Annotated in this window: 11 protein-coding genes; 5 read left to right on the top strand and 6 right to left on the bottom strand. The window is 63.6% G+C overall.

What is annotated here, in order from left to right:
• The first annotated feature begins 265 nt into the window (after nucleotides 1–265).
• From HDG37_RS07210 to HDG37_RS07190, 5 genes are all read left to right on the top strand, one after another.
• The gene (locus HDG37_RS07210) at nucleotides 266–517 is read left to right on the top strand and encodes a PAAR domain-containing protein (protein ID WP_184045666.1); all 252 of its coding nucleotides are present in this window, start codon (nucleotides 266–268) and stop codon (nucleotides 515–517) included.
• Nucleotides 514–4,407 carry a type VI secretion system tip protein TssI/VgrG gene (locus HDG37_RS07205; protein ID WP_311541123.1) on the top strand — a complete coding sequence of 1,298 codons (3,894 nt, stop codon included), beginning with the start codon at nucleotides 514–516 and terminating at the stop codon, nucleotides 4,405–4,407. The genes HDG37_RS07210 and HDG37_RS07205 overlap by 4 nt, the downstream gene beginning before the upstream one ends.
• 1 nt (nucleotide 4,408) lies before the next feature.
• Entirely contained in the window at nucleotides 4,409–5,011 is a 603-nt protein-coding gene (locus HDG37_RS07200; RefSeq protein ID WP_184045662.1) for a hypothetical protein, read from the top strand.
• Nucleotides 5,012–5,165: 154 nt separating this feature from the next.
• Nucleotides 5,166–5,768, top strand: a complete 603-nt coding sequence (locus tag HDG37_RS07195) for a hypothetical protein (RefSeq protein WP_184045988.1) — start codon at nucleotides 5,166–5,168, stop codon at nucleotides 5,766–5,768.
• Between the two features lie 154 nt (nucleotides 5,769–5,922).
• Entirely contained in the window at nucleotides 5,923–6,525 is a 603-nt protein-coding gene (locus HDG37_RS07190; protein ID WP_184045660.1) for a hypothetical protein, read from the top strand.
• Nucleotides 6,526–6,584: 59 nt separating this feature from the next.
• Here the strand turns inward: HDG37_RS07190 and HDG37_RS07185 are convergent, their stop codons facing one another.
• The 6 genes from HDG37_RS07185 to hemC all read right to left on the bottom strand — a co-directional run bounded on the left by HDG37_RS07185 (nucleotide 6,585) and on the right by hemC (nucleotide 15,680).
• Nucleotides 6,585–8,306: a diguanylate cyclase gene (locus HDG37_RS07185; RefSeq protein WP_184045658.1), complete on the bottom strand. Its 1,722-nt coding sequence runs from the start codon at nucleotides 8,304–8,306 to the stop codon at nucleotides 6,585–6,587.
• A 36-nt stretch (nucleotides 8,307–8,342) separates the two neighbouring features.
• Complete coding sequence (locus tag HDG37_RS07180; RefSeq protein WP_184045656.1) at nucleotides 8,343–10,082, bottom strand: SulP family inorganic anion transporter; 1,740 nt, start codon at nucleotides 10,080–10,082, stop codon at nucleotides 8,343–8,345.
• A gap of 114 nt (nucleotides 10,083–10,196) precedes the next feature.
• On the bottom strand, nucleotides 10,197–11,225 hold the full coding sequence (locus HDG37_RS07175) for an SDR family oxidoreductase (RefSeq protein WP_184045986.1): 1,029 nt from the start codon (nucleotides 11,223–11,225) through the stop codon (nucleotides 10,197–10,199).
• 272 nt (nucleotides 11,226–11,497) lie between these two features.
• Entirely contained in the window at nucleotides 11,498–12,688 is a 1,191-nt protein-coding gene (locus HDG37_RS07170) for a heme biosynthesis protein HemY (RefSeq protein ID WP_184045654.1), read from the bottom strand.
• Nucleotides 12,689–12,690: 2 nt separating this feature from the next.
• The gene (hemDX, locus tag HDG37_RS07165; RefSeq protein ID WP_184045652.1) at nucleotides 12,691–14,682 is read right to left on the bottom strand and encodes a fused uroporphyrinogen-III synthase HemD/membrane protein HemX; all 1,992 of its coding nucleotides are present in this window, start codon (nucleotides 14,680–14,682) and stop codon (nucleotides 12,691–12,693) included.
• On the bottom strand, nucleotides 14,682–15,680 hold the full coding sequence (hemC, locus tag HDG37_RS07160) for a hydroxymethylbilane synthase (RefSeq protein ID WP_184045650.1): 999 nt from the start codon (nucleotides 15,678–15,680) through the stop codon (nucleotides 14,682–14,684). The genes hemDX and hemC overlap by 1 nt, the downstream gene beginning before the upstream one ends.
• Nucleotides 15,681–15,693: the final 13 nt, after the last annotated feature.

The following is a 15,693-nucleotide window of genomic DNA, read 5'->3' as shown; positions in this document are numbered from 1 at the left end:
GAAGGGCGCGTCGTCTATGGACGGCGCCGTGCCGAAGAATGCGGCCGTGCGGCGTGGTGGCCGCTCCGGCTGCATCAATCGATCCGAAATCACGAAGTCCCCTCAGACCTCAGTCCGCCTCGACTTCTCTTCTGGAGGCTGCGAGATCCCGTTCGCCCGACAAATCAAACAAATTGCCTACATAGGCTAAAAATTCATCCAATTCCGAATGCTCCTGGTTGCCCCGCTCCCGATACTGTCATTCGCACATAACAGGGGATGACCGATGAAGAACGGCAACGGCCAGCCGATGATCCGGCTCGCAGACAGGACGACGCACGACGGCACGGTCATCGAGGCCGCGACAGACCTCATGCACATGGGCATCCCGGTTGCACTCGATGGACACGGCGTCGAGTGTCCGAGGTGTGGCGGTGTCTATCCGATCATCGCGACCGGCCAGCGAACCCACAACGGCAAGCGGGTCAGCCATGCCGGCGACAGGACGGGCTGCGGCGCGATCCTGATCGCTTCATGATCGCTTCCCGATTGCCACGAAACACCGAGCGCCTTGCACGCATGGTCGAACCCGCACAGGACCGCACGCTAGGTCTTTCCAGTGACGCACTACCCACATGGGGCAATGAGCCTTTGCTCGCTCCGCTCCGCCTGCGCGGCACCGAATCCCTGGGCAAGCTCTATCGATACACGCTCGATGTGGCGACGATCGAAAGTCCGACGCTCGGATTGTGGCAAGCACAGGAACTGGTCGTACCCGATAACCTGATTGGCAAAGTCATCGACATTTCGATCGCGTTCGACGGGAACGGATTGTTCGGTCAACAGGAGTTGGAATCCGGTGACGTGGCACACGCGGGCGCGGGCCGCCGCACGATTTCGGGCCTCGTCACAGGCATGAAACAGACCGGCACCGACGACCGGCGCGCCCATTACCGCTTCGTCGTGCGCCCCTGGTTGTGGCTGGCCACGAAGAACCGCGAAAGCAGGATCTTTCAGGACGCGAGCGTAGTGGACATCACTGACCGGATACTCAAGGAGCGTTATCACTTTCCGGTGGTGATGGAGTTGGGCGCGACCGGTCTGTGCGAAGGCTACCCAAAGCGGGACCATGTCCGGCAGATGTGGGAATCCGATTTCGAATTCCTCACGCGGATCTGGAGAGAATGGGGAATCTACTATCTGTTCGACGGAATGACGCTGGTACTGTGCGATTCGCCCGGCTCGCACAAACAGCACGACAACGGCTACGACACTATCCGCTATCACGCGCCTGACAGCCGGCACGTCGACGAAGAACACATTCACAGGCTCGAGGTCTCGCGTCAGATCACGACGGGCAAGGTCAGTCTGATCGACTACGACTACACGCGCCCCGGCATGCACTTCGAGGGCGAGTACGAGAGCTTCAGCGAACGGGCCTTCGACAACATCGAGCAACACGGCTGGGGCGACTACTCGCAACCGCTCGCCGGCGCGACGGGATTGTCGGGTAGGCGAAACAACTTCCGCAATGAAGCCGAACACCTCGCGAGCGTGCGCGTCGATGCAATGCGCTGCCACCGGCTGCGTCTGAAGGGCCAAGGGAATCTGCGCGGCCTGACAACCGGGAAAACATTCTGGCTCGACAACCATCCGCAATGCGACATCAACGCCGAGTACCTGGCGGTATCGACCACGCTCGACATTCGCAACGCGCCGCAGAACACACAGCCGTCCGGTAACGACACGAACGACGCGTTGCGCCGGTGCGTGACCAGCTTCGTGCTTCAGCCTGCCAATACATTCTTCAGAAACCGCCCGAAGAAAAAGCCGCGCTGCGCGGCGGAAACGGCGATCGTGGTTGGGCCCGAGCACCAGCCGATCTGGGTCGATGGATACGCGCGCGCGAAGGTGCGTTTCGTGTGGGACCGGCTTGGCCCGAAAAACGAGAGCGCCAGTTGCTGGGTGCGCGTGTCGTCGCCGTGGCAAGGCAATGGCTTCGGCGCGATCTATCCGCCGCGTGTCGGTCAGGAGGTCATGGTCAGCTACCACGAAGAGGACCCGGACAAGCCGTACGTATCGGGCCGGATGATCAATGGCTGGAACCAGCCGCCCTGGAAGCTACCGGATAACCAGGCACTTTCAGGCGTCTTGAGCAATGAGCTCAAAGGTGGCTGCGACGGCCAGACCAATCACGTCGTACTGGATGACACGCCGGGCCAACTCCAGGCACAGCTCGCCAGCGATCACGCACGCTCGCGCCTCGTGCTGGGCTACAACACGCAGGTCGTGCGCGAGGCCGGCCGACAGCAGGCACGCGGCGAAGGCTGGGAACTGGCCACCGACGCATGGGGTGTCGCGCGCGCCAACAGAGGCATGCTGATCACCACGGAGGCGCGTCGCGGCGCGACCGCGCCGGCAAAGGATCTCGGCGAGACCGTGGCGCGCCTCACGCAGGCGCGCGATATCCACGAGAACCTCGCGGGTCTCGCGCGGCAGTATGAGGCACAGGAGCAACAGACCAGTCAAAGCGACGTATCGCGGGCCATCAAGGCGCAGAACGAGGCGATACGCGGCGTCGCGGCGCGTGCGGACCTTCCCTTCCCGCAACTGAGCGCGCCCGACATGGTGCTGGCCAGCGCGGCGGGGGTCGGTCTCACCGCAGCGCAAAGCGCGCACGTGGCGAGTATCGAACACATCGCGCTCACAGCGGGCGGACACGTCAGCATGGCGGCGGCGAAATCGCTGCTGGCGTCGGCAATCAACGGCGTGCGGGTGTTCACGCAGAATCTCGGCATCAGGCTCAAGGCCGCGTCAGGCAAGGTGCGAATCGACGCGCAGAGCGATGATGTCGAGGTCATCGCGCAGCGGGTCGTCAGCATCATCAGTAGAACCGATTCGATCAATCTGATGGCCAGCAAAGAGATCGTGCTCCATGCGGGAAGCACGAAGGTGGTCATCAATTCGGAGGGGTACCGGGTCTATACGGATGGAGAGCATCGGGTCCATGCGCGTGGTCATCAAACTGACAGGCCAGCGGGGCGGCCTGTCAGTGTGCCGGTAACGCCCGGAAAGCCGGGCAAGCTGGCCGCGCATCACGTTCTGATCGAACACGATACGGGCTTTGCACTGCCGAACCAGCCGTACCGGATCACGCTCGACGATGGTCAGGTGATTCAGGGCGTGACCAACGCGCTTGGAGAAACGAGTCTCGTCACGAGCAATCTTCTTGCATTCGCGACGGTTGAACTGTTCGCCGCGAGTGAACCGGACAAGATTATTGCGGTGAGCAGAGGCGCGGTGATCAGGGAGACGAACGAGCCGTTTGCGGGCGCAGTGCCCAACGCCGAGAAACGCACCGCCAGGGTCGCAGGAAAGGCCGTGGCCTCTCCCAATCAAAGCGCGACGACGGAAGACAAGCCGCCCGAATTCGTTTCGTGCGATCCGATGAACTTCGGTCTGCGCTTTCATCACTTCATCAACGGTGCGACCGAGGCTGATGCGCCGGCCGGTATGTCGATGCGCAAGGATGTTGAATATCCGGTGACCAAGGCTTATACGGCTGCGATCAAGACGGCGTTGCAGGGAATCGATTGGGCCGGGGTGACGTGGCCGTTGACTTCCGATTCGATAAAGACCATTCAAAACGCGGTCACGCCGCAATTGGAAATCGCGCTTGGTGCCGGGCCCTTTGGATTGCCACGAGGCTATGCCGCTAGCCCGGAAAATAACGGTTCCATGCCACAGGTTGTGATTGTCAATCCACTGCGGGCAACGGAGTTTAACCTGCGACACGATGTCAGCGCCGCATTCATCGGGAAGTACTGGCTTATCGCCGTCAACGAGAGCGAGATCGCGCACATCGTCGAACTCAGAGACCAGCAGCCCTCGCTGGACAACCGTCTCAGCGCATTTGCCGACACGCTGTATCACGAGTGTCGCCACTGCCAGCAGTACTTCTGGATGTTTTCTTTGCTTCAGCACTTTCCAGACGACTATAGGGACCTGCCGAATATCCAGACGTTGTATCGGTCGACGATGCTGAGCGAAGCCTATGAAGTGGCTGGAAATTCGCCGCTACCCGACGATCACCGCGTTCACATCGGTCTGCACAGGATGCTTGTATTCCACTACTACTGGCTGATTTCCTACATGCAGGACAAACGGGGTTGGGAGTACGTCAGGCGAGATCTCCCGAGTGCTGAAAGGAAGGTATGTGAACTGCTGAACGTCTCTGCTGAAACAGCACAAAAAATGGCGCAATTCGAAACCGGCTATAGGAGCCAACTTCATGAAGAAGATGCCTACGCCTGCGCGGAAGTGGTTCAGGCCTACTGGCGCAATCCTGGTGATGCTCTCGTTCGCAATCCCGGCACATGCACGGCTCAGTACACCGACGCTCTCAAGACCGTCGGGGCCAGGAGCTGAGATGAGACCAACTGTGACCGATGCCCAGCGCGACATGGCCTTCAGGATATTGACCACGGCAATGGCGATCCTGCGGGACGACGAGCCCTTCGATCCCGCACATACGATATTCGGCCGCATTCTTGCGGCTGATCCCCTGCGCGGTAAAGTTGGTGGTACCGAGTATTCCTTCGTGAATCCGGCTTTCCCGCGGACGGACATCATCGTATTTGTGATACCCGATCCGCTCGACCCCTCCACCGACCGCACGAAAGTCAAGCAAGTCGCGACGCACTTCACGATCCGTTTCAATCCACTATTGACTGACATTAGCCGCTCGACGCTGGAAGATCTCCTCCAGGTCGATATCGGCTACTGGGTCGACGGCAACGGCGAGCGGTGGCCCGGCAACGATATGGGAACGACGCCACCGCAGATTCGGCTGCATGGCTATCGCTATCGTGCTTCGAATCTGCCGACAAGCCGATTTCCGGTGGATGTCGAATTTGCTTTCGGCGACCCTGATCCAAAGGATCCGGCGCCGGACGAACCCAAAACGCCGGTCCTGATGGACGTTCTCCTCAAACGTGGCTACTCCGCGTTGAAACGGCAACACCGTGAATAGAGCCCGTCTTGAACAGCAGGTGGCAAAGCGCCACGGCGCGCGGAAGTGGTTCAGGCCTACTGGCGCAATCCTGTTGATCCTCTCGTTCGCGATCCCGGTACATGCACAGCCCAGTACGCCGACGCTCTCAGGACCGTCGGGGCCAGGAGCTGAGATGAGACCGACTGTGACCGACGCCCAGCGCGACATGGCATTCAGGATATTGACCACGGCAATGGCGATCCTGCGGGACGACCAGCCCTTCGATCCCGCGCATACGATATTCGGCTGCATTCTTGCGGCGCGGCCTGAGCGCGGTGTGGTAGGTGTTGCGGAGTATTCCTTCGTGAATCCGGTGTTGCCGGACACGCAAATCATCGTAGTTGTGGTACCCGATCCGCTCGACCCCTCGGCCGACCGCACGAAAATCAAGCAGGTCGTGAGGCGCTTCACGATCCGCTTCAATCCACAATTGACGGACATCAACCGCTCGACGCTGGAAGACCTCCTCCATGTCGATATCGGCTACTGGGTCGACGGCAACGGCGAGCGGTGGCCCGGCAACGATATGGGAACGACGCCACCGCAGATTCGTCTGCATCACTATCGCTATCGTGCTTCGAAACTGCCGATGAGCCGGTTTCCGGTGGACGTCGAATTTGCGTTCGGCGACCCCGACCCAAAGGATCCGGCGCCAGACGAACCCAAAACGCCGGTCCTGATGGACGTTCGCCTCAGTCGTGACTATTCCGCGTTGAGACGGCAACACCGTGAATGAAGCCCGTCTTGAACAGCAGGTGGCAACGCGCCACGGCGCGCGGAAGTGGTTCAGGCCTACTGGCAGAATCGTGGTGATCCTCTCCTTCGCAATCCCGGTACATGCACAGCTCAGTACGTCGACGCCCTCAGGACAGTCGGGGCCAGGAGTTGAGATGAGACCGACTGTGACCGACGCCCAGCGCGACATGGCATTCAGGATATTGACCACGGCAATGGCGATCCTGCGGGACGACCAGCCCTTCGATCCCGCGCATACGATATTCGGCCGCATTCTTGCGGCGCACCCACTGCGCGGTCGTGTAGGTGGTATGCAGTACTCCTTCGTCAATCCGGCATTTCCGCGGACGCAAATCATTCTATTCGTGGTACCCGATCCGGCCGCCCCCTCCGCCGACCGCACGAAGGGCAAGCAAGTCGTGACGCACTTCACGATCCGTTTCAGTCCACTGTTGACAGACATTAACCGTTCGACGCTGGAAGACCTCCTCCATGTCGATATCGGCTACTGGATCGACGGCAACGGCGAGCGGCGGCCCGGCAACGATATGGGAACGACGCCACCGCAGATTCGGCTGCATGGCTATCGTTATCGTGCTTCGAATCTGCCGACGAGCCGGTTTCCGGTGGATGTCGAATTTGCTTTCGGCGACCCCGACCCGAACGATCCGGCGCCGGACGAACCCAAAACGCCGGTCCTGATGGACGTTCTCCTCAGTCGTGACTATTCCGCGTTGAAACGGCAACACCGTGAATAGAGCCCGTCTTGAACAGCAGGTGGCAAAGCGCCGCATGTACAGAGACGACATCCGCATTTTCAGCTTTGCATGGACTCGCTTGCCACCACCCTGTTTCGCCCACTCGCCTTCGCGGCGTACAGTCGCTGGTCCGCGATCGCGATCAACCCCTCGAGGTCAAAGCAGTTATCCGAGACACTCTCCGCCACCCCGATCGATATCGTGAACCATATCTCACGGCCCGGCGCGGTGCGGGTTAATTGCGTCTCCTGAAGGACGCAGGCGTTGCGGGCGACGGCCTCGCGCACGCGCTCCGCAATTCGGGCCGCGTCGTCCGCGGTCGTATCGGGCAGCAGCACACAGAACTCCTCGCCACCCAGACGTGCCATCAGATCCCCCGGGCGCACGGCAATCCTGACCACGTTGGCCAGGTGCTTCAAGGCCTCGTCTCCGGCAGCGTGCCCCCAGTTGTCGTTGATCACCTTGAAATGGTCGATATCGATCATCAGCAGCGCAATGCGGCGCTCGTCGTTGCGCCGTGAAAGTGCGTCGAATTCCTCATTCAAACGGCGGCGGTTCGCGAGACCGGTCAGGGGGTCCGCGAGCGACAATTCCCGCAGCCGCCCGTTGAGTGCCATCTGCGTGGAAAGAAGCTGGTCGACGACAAAAAGAGTGGCCCAGAGAAGCAATGCCATCAGTATCCACACCCCGGCGAACAGCGCGCTGCTCAAGCGAACGACCGAGAAGAATACGGTCGCAGCGGATACGTAATCGGTCAATACGAGATCTGCCGTATCCAGCTTTCTGAAGAGCAGGAAGTCCTGTCCCGCACTCAACGTTCCGCTGGGTGTCCGAAACAGCGTGGAAGCAGAGAGCGTGTTCCACTGCGCCGGCAGAGTCTTCAGCCAATTCTCATCATTGACCGAGAAAGTACTTCCGCTCGTTGCAACTGGCATCCCGCTCGGGTCTATCAGAGCGTGAGTTTCATCCGCTGTGGTGTTGTTCCACAGATAGTCCTGAACGATGCGTTGCGGGACCACAAAGAATATGAGGCCGCGAACCACGTCGTTACTCATCACCGGTGTCCCAAACAGCAGGCGAGGTCCTGCCGGGTTCTTGCGCCCGCGAACCGGATCGAACGTGACGTCATAGTCGAGCGGGTTCTGGTTGGCCAGCTGTAACAGGCGCGAGCTGCCGTACATTTGCAACAGCCGGACTACCTCGTCGTCGTCAATGGTTGGGTGAGCGACCACGATACCGGTCGGCGAGACATATACCGCGCGTTCGAGACCCGTGCCCATCTGGAATTGCACGGCAAACAGCCGGCTCATCAATTGGGCGAGCCGCAGGTCCTCGACAAATGTGGGCTCGTCACGGTGCAAATCAGGAGTCACCGCGAGCTGCTGTGTTCCGATACCCCGAATGGGGGCGTCGATATCGCGGACTTGAAGATTCCAGACGCGCTCGTCCTGCGCCCGGAGTACTGCCTGGAGCGAGGCATCCGGTGTTCGATCGAACTGTGCTGTCCGGTCCGCAAGGAGCCGCTCGGCACTCTCGCGAAGAAACTGCAAGTGCTGCCTGTTATTGCGGACCGCGACATCGAGAACCCTGGCCTGAATCTCGAGCCGATGCGAACGGTTATCGAGCTCCCGGGCACGTACGAGAAAATATTGGTGTACAGCAAGAATCAACGTGACGACGAATACCACGCCGAAACACAGGATCACGGTATGCCGCGGACGTGAACTGGCGCGGTCCCAAACCGTTTTCGCAGGCGTTTTAGAAGCGGACGGCAGGGTCATGCCGGCTCTCCGGTGATCCAGCTCCAAGTCCGAATACTATTCCTTCCCAACCCCCTCGACATAGCTATCAACCGCACTGCTCACTGTCGGATGAAAGCGCGCATCGCCAATCAGATCGGTCAGCTCGAAGCGTCTGAGCTTGTCGCGAACCGGATCCTTCACCTCTGCAAAGTGCAGCGCAATCCCGCGCTCGTCGAGGGTGCGCGTCAGTTCGCGCAGCATGTCGGCGGAGGTGACGTCCACGCTCGTCACCGGTTCGGCCGCCACCACCACACGCCGCACCGGTGCCGGCGATTCGGCGACGGCTTCCAGCAGGCGCTCCTGAAACTGCTCGGCATTCGCAAAGAACAGCGGTGCATCCCAGCGAAACAGCACGAGCCCGGGGATTCGCTGGGCATGCGGATAGCGCTGCAAGTCGTGATAGCCGCGCAAACCTTCAACGCTTCCCAGCACCGCGTAGTGCGGTCGCCAGCCGTCCCACAGAAATTCGATGACCGCGATCACCACCGCGAAGCAGATGCCGGGAATCGCACCGAACACCGCGACGCCGGCAAAGCAGGCCATCGACAGCCAGAACTCCCATTGCTGGATGCGGAAAATCCGCTTCAGGTCCGTGATCTCGAACAGACCGATCGCCGCCGCGATGACGACCGCGGCGAGCGCACTGTTGGGCAGGTAGCGCATCAGATTGGGCGCGGCCATCAGCAGCGCCGCGACCGCCAGCGCGCCGACGACGCCCGTCAGTTGCGTCTTCGCACCCGCCGCCTCGGCGACCGGCGTGCGCGACGAACTGCTGCTGATCGGGAAGCCGTGGAACAGGCCGGCCGCAAGATTGGCCGCGCCGAGCCCGACCATCTCCTGATTGGGGTCGACGCGGCTGCGAAAACGTGCCGCGAAAGTTCGCGACAGCACGCTGGTATCCGCGAACGAGATCAGCGCGACCGCGCAGCCGCCGAGCAGAATCTTGACCAGATCGGCATCGGTGACCCACGGCAGCGCAAAGGTCGGCAGGCCTTGAGGAATCTTGCCGAGCACTTTCACACCCATGCTATCGAGGTGCAACGCGGTTACGCACAACGTCGCAACGATCACGGCGATCAGGATGCCCGGCAGCTTTTCGAAGCGCTTGAGAAACAGGATCAGCACGAGGCTTCCAGCGCCCACCGCGAAGCTATACCAGTTGGATTTGCCATCGGCGATGGCCTGCACGAGGCTCACGATGTCCCGCAATGGCCCGCGCTCCTCGATTGAGATGGCAAACAGTTTGGGTAGCTGACTGATCAGCACGGCAAGCGCAATGCCGTTCATATAGCCGTATCGAATGGGTTTCGACAACAATTCAGTGATGAATCCCAGCCGCAGCAAGCCCATCACGATACAGAACAGGCCCGACACGATCGCCATCATGCTGGCCGCCGCAATCGCGCGCGACGGGTCGCCCGCGGCGATTTGCACCACGACCGCCAGAATCGGAGCGGCGAGCGCGGAGTCGGGACCGAGCACGAGAATCCGGCTCGGACCGAATAGCGCATACGCCAACAGCGGAACGATCGTCGCGTAGAGGCCGTACACGCCAGGGACGCCGGATGCCTCCGCGTAAGCGATCCCAACCGGCACCAGCATCGTGGTCAGTACCAGTCCCGCTGTCAGATCGTTCGGCAGCCAGCTCAGCCGGTACGTCTTGAACACCGTCAGTCCCGGCAGCCAGCGCATCCAGCGGCGCGCGCTGCTTACAGCAGTCTGTTCCTTGTGAGGAACTGGCCTGTTCGCTTCCATTTGTGGAATGTTCGTAGTCGAGGACGCCGCACCACGGTTTGTGGGCGGTACCGTCATTCGAAGGATAGTCCAGACATTCCGTCGGCGACAGGGATGAGGCCGACCGGCCGCGCATCAGGGCCGCTGGCGCCTCAGCAGCCACGCGACGCCCCCCGCCAGCGCCATCACTGCCGCGCCGTACACCGCATTGCGATGCCGATCGGTGAACATCTGCCAGCAGTACGCATGCGCTTCGTCATCGAAGCGACCATGCGAAGTGTAGTGGCCCGGCACCGGCTCGTAGAGATTCGCGGGCGCATCGGCGGGCAACGGTTCATCGGTCAATTGCCCGTCGTAACCCGCCCGCGCGAGATAGCGGTCGAGCAGCGTCGGCGCGATCCGGTTCGCGAGGATCGCCTTGACCGTCGACCACCCGACCCACACCTGCCGCCGCCGATGGGTGGCCGCAAAGTAGATCGCCCGTGCCGCCACTTCCGGCTGAAACACCGGCGCCACCGGCCGTGCCCTGCGCCCCGTGCGATTGAGCGCCCAGTCGAATTGCGGCGTATTGACCGCGGGCAGATCGACCATCGTCAGATGGATATCGACTCCGTCGTGCAGCAACTCGGAACGCAACGAATCGGTGAAGCCGCGCACGGCAAACTTCGCGCCGCAATAGATCGACTGCAACGGCACCGACCGGTACCCGAGCGCCGAGCCGACATTGACGATCGTCCCGTGCCCGCGCGCGCGCATCACGGGGAGCGCCGCCAGCATGCCGTTGACCTGCCCCAGATAGGTCACCTGCGTGCCGCGTTCGACATCGCGCGCGCTGAGCGCCGACACCGGCGCAAACGCGGTCGCCATCGCGACGTTGACCCAGACGTCGATGCCGCCCCACTCGCGCTTCACACGCTGCGCCGCGCGCTCGATCGCGTCGGCATCGGCGACATCGGCCGGCATGGCGAGTGCGCGCACGCCATAGGTCGCGGCGATCTCCTCGGCGGCACGAGCGAGCCGTCGCGGCTCGCGCGCGATGAGCCCAACGTCGTAGCCCTGCCGCGCGAATTCGGACGCGCTCGCGCGCCCCACGCCGGCACTTGCCCCTGTAATGACGACGACGCCCTTGCGCTCGACGTCGCCGCTGCGGGTCTCGGTTTGCACCGTCACAGCGTCGCTGGCCACTTTGAACACCTCCGAGGTTGCGCATCCAGTGAGGTGGTGAAGCAAAGCGCAGTCCCGACGATTCGAGCTGGGGATCCGCGAATTGCGCGCGAGTCCAGCGCACGCTCGGCAGCCGGAGCGCCGGCCGCCGGAGCGCCGGCCGCCGGAGCGCCGGCCGCCGGAAAAACAAATGGCCGCAGCGCGGGGCTGCGGCCATCAGGTAGCGGTTTCCGAGGCTTGCGCGCTTCAGCGCATGGCCGAAAACGCCGAACTCACGTCACGTTCATCGCCAACGCACTCTCGCGATAGTGCTGGCTCGCCTTGTCGGTATCGCCCAGCTGCTCGTGCAGACGCGCGAGCGCGCGATGCGAGCGGATCTTCAGCGTCTCGTTGTCGGCAAGCTTCAGCGCGCGTTCGAGGAACGACTGCGCCTTGCCCCACAACTGCTGATGCAGGCACAGGCGCCCCAGCGCGAACATCAGGTCCGCGTCTTCCGGCCGATCCTTCTGCCACGCCTCGGCCTTCTGGATCAGCGGCAATGCATCGCCGCCGGCCGTGTCCGGATAGCGTCGCAACAGGCGCGCATCCCAGTTCTGCGCGAGCGCCTCCTCGACGAGCTTGCGCGCCTCCTGCGGACGGTTCAGCGCGACCAGCAGTTCGGCGGCGGTGTCGGCGAGGCGCGGCGAATGACGCTCGGTCGCCGACAGCGAGTTCCACAGTTCGAGCAGCGCGTCCGCATTGTGGCGACGATCGCGCAGCAGATTTTCCGCCGCCAGTTGACGCAGCCGCACCGCGACCGCCGGATGGATCGCCTCGCGCTTCTCCAGCGTCTTCACGAGCTTCAGCACTTCGCCCCAGTTCTTCAGCTGCTGCTGCGCGCGCAGCATGATTTGCTGCGCGTGAATGCGCCGCGCGCCCTGCGATTGCATCTCGGTCAGCGCATTGAGCGCGCCGTCGGCGTCGCGGCCGTCGGCGCGCATGTCGGCGGTGGCCATCAGGCGCGCGTCCTGCCAGTCGGCTTCGTCGATCTGCGCGAGCCATTCGTCGCGCCGCGCGTACTCATGCATGCGATGCGCGGCGGTCGCCGCGATCAAACCGGCCGCGCCCTTGTTGTCGCCATTCGTGAGCGCGTCCTTGGCGGCCTTTTCCGCGCGCGAGAAACGCCCCGCGTACAGGTTGCCGATCGCATCGCGCAACGCCGCGTGCGCCTTCGCGACACGCGCGCGTGCGCGGTACGCGGAGACGCGCTGCGGCATGCGCCAGATATTGCGGATGATGCGCAACAGCGCATAGAGCAGGATGAACAGCACCACCAGCCCGACGACGAACAGGTTCAGCGACATGTCGACGCGGTACGGCGGATAGATCAGCAGCACTTGCCCAGCGTCGAAGCGCCCGCCCACCGCGAGCACGACCGCGACGGCGAACAGCGCCGCGAGCCACAGGAGTCCCCGGATCGCCATGATTAACCCCGGTTCCGGTATTGATTGACGGCCTGCAGGCTCGTATCGAGGTTCGGCAGCGCGACCGCGGCCGAACCGGCGTCCACCTGCTTGACCAGATCGATGACCGTCTGCGTGTCTTTCGACGACGCGTCGAAGTAGCGCGTCAACGCGGACTGCGCCGCCTGCAGGTCGGACTTCAGCGTGGTCTGGTTGCGCGACAGCAGCGCGAGACGCGCCGACAGCAGACGCAGCTTCAGGTTCTCGCGCACGAAGTAACCTTGATCCGGCGTGACCAGCATCGCGTCGGCGTTATCGATACGGCGCACCTGCACGAGGCTCGTCAGCTGTTCGCCGATGCCGTGCGTGACCTCGTCGATCCACACTTCCCAGCGCGGCTTGCCGGTGGCCGCGGCCACCTTCGCGGTGTCGGCCCACGTGGCCGCATGCGGCGCGGCACGCGGAATCGGTGCTTCACCCGACAGCGGCAGGCCGTCCACGCGATCGATCGCGTTGTCGAGCTTGATCGCGAGGCCGGTCAGATCGGTAGACGGCGCGGCCTTCAGCTTGTCGATGTCCTGCGCGATCGCCTTGCGCACCGCGACCGCCTGCGGACTGTCCGACGCCGCGAGGCGCGTATCGGCGCTTTGCAACGCGAACAGCGCGAGCTGCGTATTGCCGGTCAGCTGCAACTGCTGGCTCGCCGCCGACAGCATCTGCCCGACTTCGGCGAGCGTCCAGTCGTCGCGATTGCGCGCGAGATCCGCGTATTGCTGTTGCAGCGCCTGCTGCGCGGCCTGCGCATCGGCGAGCTTGCCTTCGAGCTGCGCGACCTGCGAGTCCGACTGATGCACGGTGGCGAGCGCCTGGTCGATCTTGATGCGCAGTTCGTTGGTCTGCGTGTCGTTGGCCTGCTGACGCTGCGCGAGTTCCTGCTCGGTGCGCACCAGCTTGCGGTTCATCGCGAAGCCGCCCACGCCCGCCGCGCACGCGATGACCACGATGGCAAACCACAGCAGCGGTCCGCTCGCGCTGCGGCGCTTTTGCGCTTCGTACGGCGTGAAGGGTTGGTTCGGCGGCAAGGCGCCGCTTGCGGGCGGCTGAGGTGAGGCGTTCGTGGATGCGTTCGTTTCAGTCATGCGTGGTTGAGCCGGGTTGGACGATACCGGTTGGACGACGGGAGGCACGGCGGCCGCGGCAACGAGGGCTCGGACTATGCGCTCGTCGCCCGCGCCGGACACCGTAATCCTATCAAAACCCAATGCCCGCGCGGTCTGCGCGATGCGCGGATGCGGCGTGACGAGGGGCGCGTGTTTGAGCTGCTCGATCTCGCCGGCGGTCAGATGCTCGTGCGCGAGTTCGTGCAGATTGCGGACGCCTTCGGAGCTGGTCAGAAGCCATGCGTGCGGCGTGCCCGCGAGCAGTTCGTGCACGCGCGCCCATGCGCCGATCGACGGCTCCGGCACGATGCGCCGGTAAGCGGCCACCGCGTCGACTTCGGCGCCGGCTTCACGCAGGCGCTCGCTCAGCCATTCGCGGCCGCCGTCGCCGCGCACGATCAGCACGCGCTTGCCTTCGAGGCCCGCGGCACCGAGTTGCGCCTCGAGGGCAGCAAACAGGCTCTCGGAGTCGAAGCTCGTCGATTCGTCGTCGGCGCCCGCCGCGGGGCTGATCACGCGATGCTCGGGCGCGCTGACGCCGTGGCGCGCGAGCGCATGCACGCTGCCCGGGCCGACCACGCCGATCGGCAGCGCATGCGGCCAGATATCGTCCTGGCGCGCGAACGCGTGATCGACTGCGTTCGGCGACACGAACACGACGAGCGCGTAGCGTTCGAGCGACGCGAGCGCCGCGCACAACGGCGCGTCGTCGATGACGGGCGCGATGTCGATCAGCGGGAAGTCGAGCGACGCGAGTCCGGCTGCTTCGAGCCGTTCGACGAGTTCGCTCGACTGGCCGGCCGGCCGCGTGATCACGACCGTGAAGGGCGCCTTCTCGGGCGAGACGGCGGCCATCACTCGTTGGCCGCCGCGCCGGGCGCGGCCGCGGGACCGCTCGCCGTACTGAGCGCGCGGACGATGTCGAGCGCGCCCTGCTGCGCGAGCGAGTGCGCCACTTCCTCGCCGAGCGCGCGCGCGCGCTCGACGGTGGGCGCCGGCGCCGATGCCTGCGCGCTCAGCACGCGCTGGCCGTCCGGCGTCGCGACGATGCCGCGCAGATGCAGCGCGCCATCGCCCCAGGTCGCGTAGGCCGCGAGCGGCACCTCGCAGCTGCCGCCGAGCACGCGCGATACCATGCGCTCCGCTTCGACGGCCGCCGCCGTGTGCGGATGATGCAGCGGCGCGAGCCATGCGGCGAGGTCCGCGCGATCGGCGCGAATCTCGATGCCGAGCGCGCCCTGGCCCGCCGCGGGCAGACTGTCCTCGGGATCGAGCAGCGCGCGGATGCGATCGGCGAGACCCAGCCGCTTCAGCCCGGCCGCGGCCAGAATGATCGCCGCGTAGTCGCCGCGATCGAGCTTGGCGAGTCGGGTATCGAGATTGCCGCGCAACGGCCGCACGTCGAGATGCGCATAGCGCATGCGCAGCATCGCCTCACGCCGCAGACTCGAGGTGCCGACCGCGGCACCGGCCGGCAGCGCGGCGAGCGAGTCGTACTGATTGGACACGAGCGCGTCGCGTGGGTCCTCGCGCTCCATGATGGTGGACAGCGCGAAACCGGCGGGCAACTCCATCGGCACGTCTTTCAGCGAATGCACCGCGAGGTCGGCGCGGCCATCGGCGAGCGCGGCTTCGAGCTCCTTCACGAAGAGCCCCTTGCCACCCACCTTCGAGAGCGTGCGATCGAGAATCTGATCACCGCGTGTCGTCATTCCGAGGATTTTTACGTCACAAGATGGATATAATTTGTGCAGCGCACATCGCACATGCTCGGCTTGCCACATGGCAAGGCGGCTCTCTCGCGACGCAATCACAAGCGTGTGGGGTGGCGTGGAAAACGTCTCGGTGTTCATTAGCTTGCTGCTG

The sequence above is a fragment of the Paraburkholderia sp. MM5384-R2 genome (assembly GCF_014201025.1).
Classification (GTDB): domain Bacteria; phylum Pseudomonadota; class Gammaproteobacteria; order Burkholderiales; family Burkholderiaceae; genus Paraburkholderia; species Paraburkholderia tuberum.
This window is presented reverse-complemented; position numbering and strand designations above follow the sequence as displayed.

What these genes read in the sequence shown, in the direction of transcription:
- HDG37_RS07205 (WP_311541123.1), top strand. Translation starts at nt 514, where the DNA reads ATGATCGCTTCCCGATTGCCACGAAACACCGAGCGCCTTGCACGCATG.
- HDG37_RS07190 (WP_184045660.1), top strand. Translation starts at nt 5,923, where the DNA reads ATGAGACCGACTGTGACCGACGCCCAGCGCGACATGGCATTCAGGATA.
- HDG37_RS07210 (WP_184045666.1), top strand. Translation starts at nt 266, where the DNA reads ATGAAGAACGGCAACGGCCAGCCGATGATCCGGCTCGCAGACAGGACG.
- hemDX (WP_184045652.1), bottom strand. Translation starts at nt 14,682, where the DNA reads ATGGCCGCCGTCTCGCCCGAGAAGGCGCCCTTCACGGTCGTGATCACG.
- HDG37_RS07195 (WP_184045988.1), top strand. Translation starts at nt 5,166, where the DNA reads ATGAGACCGACTGTGACCGACGCCCAGCGCGACATGGCATTCAGGATA.
- HDG37_RS07180 (WP_184045656.1), bottom strand. Translation starts at nt 10,082, where the DNA reads ATGGAAGCGAACAGGCCAGTTCCTCACAAGGAACAGACTGCTGTAAGC.
- hemC (WP_184045650.1), bottom strand. Translation starts at nt 15,680, where the DNA reads ATGAACACCGAGACGTTTTCCACGCCACCCCACACGCTTGTGATTGCG.
- HDG37_RS07185 (WP_184045658.1), bottom strand. Translation starts at nt 8,306, where the DNA reads ATGACCCTGCCGTCCGCTTCTAAAACGCCTGCGAAAACGGTTTGGGAC.
- HDG37_RS07200 (WP_184045662.1), top strand. Translation starts at nt 4,409, where the DNA reads ATGAGACCAACTGTGACCGATGCCCAGCGCGACATGGCCTTCAGGATA.
- HDG37_RS07170 (WP_184045654.1), bottom strand. Translation starts at nt 12,688, where the DNA reads ATGGCGATCCGGGGACTCCTGTGGCTCGCGGCGCTGTTCGCCGTCGCG.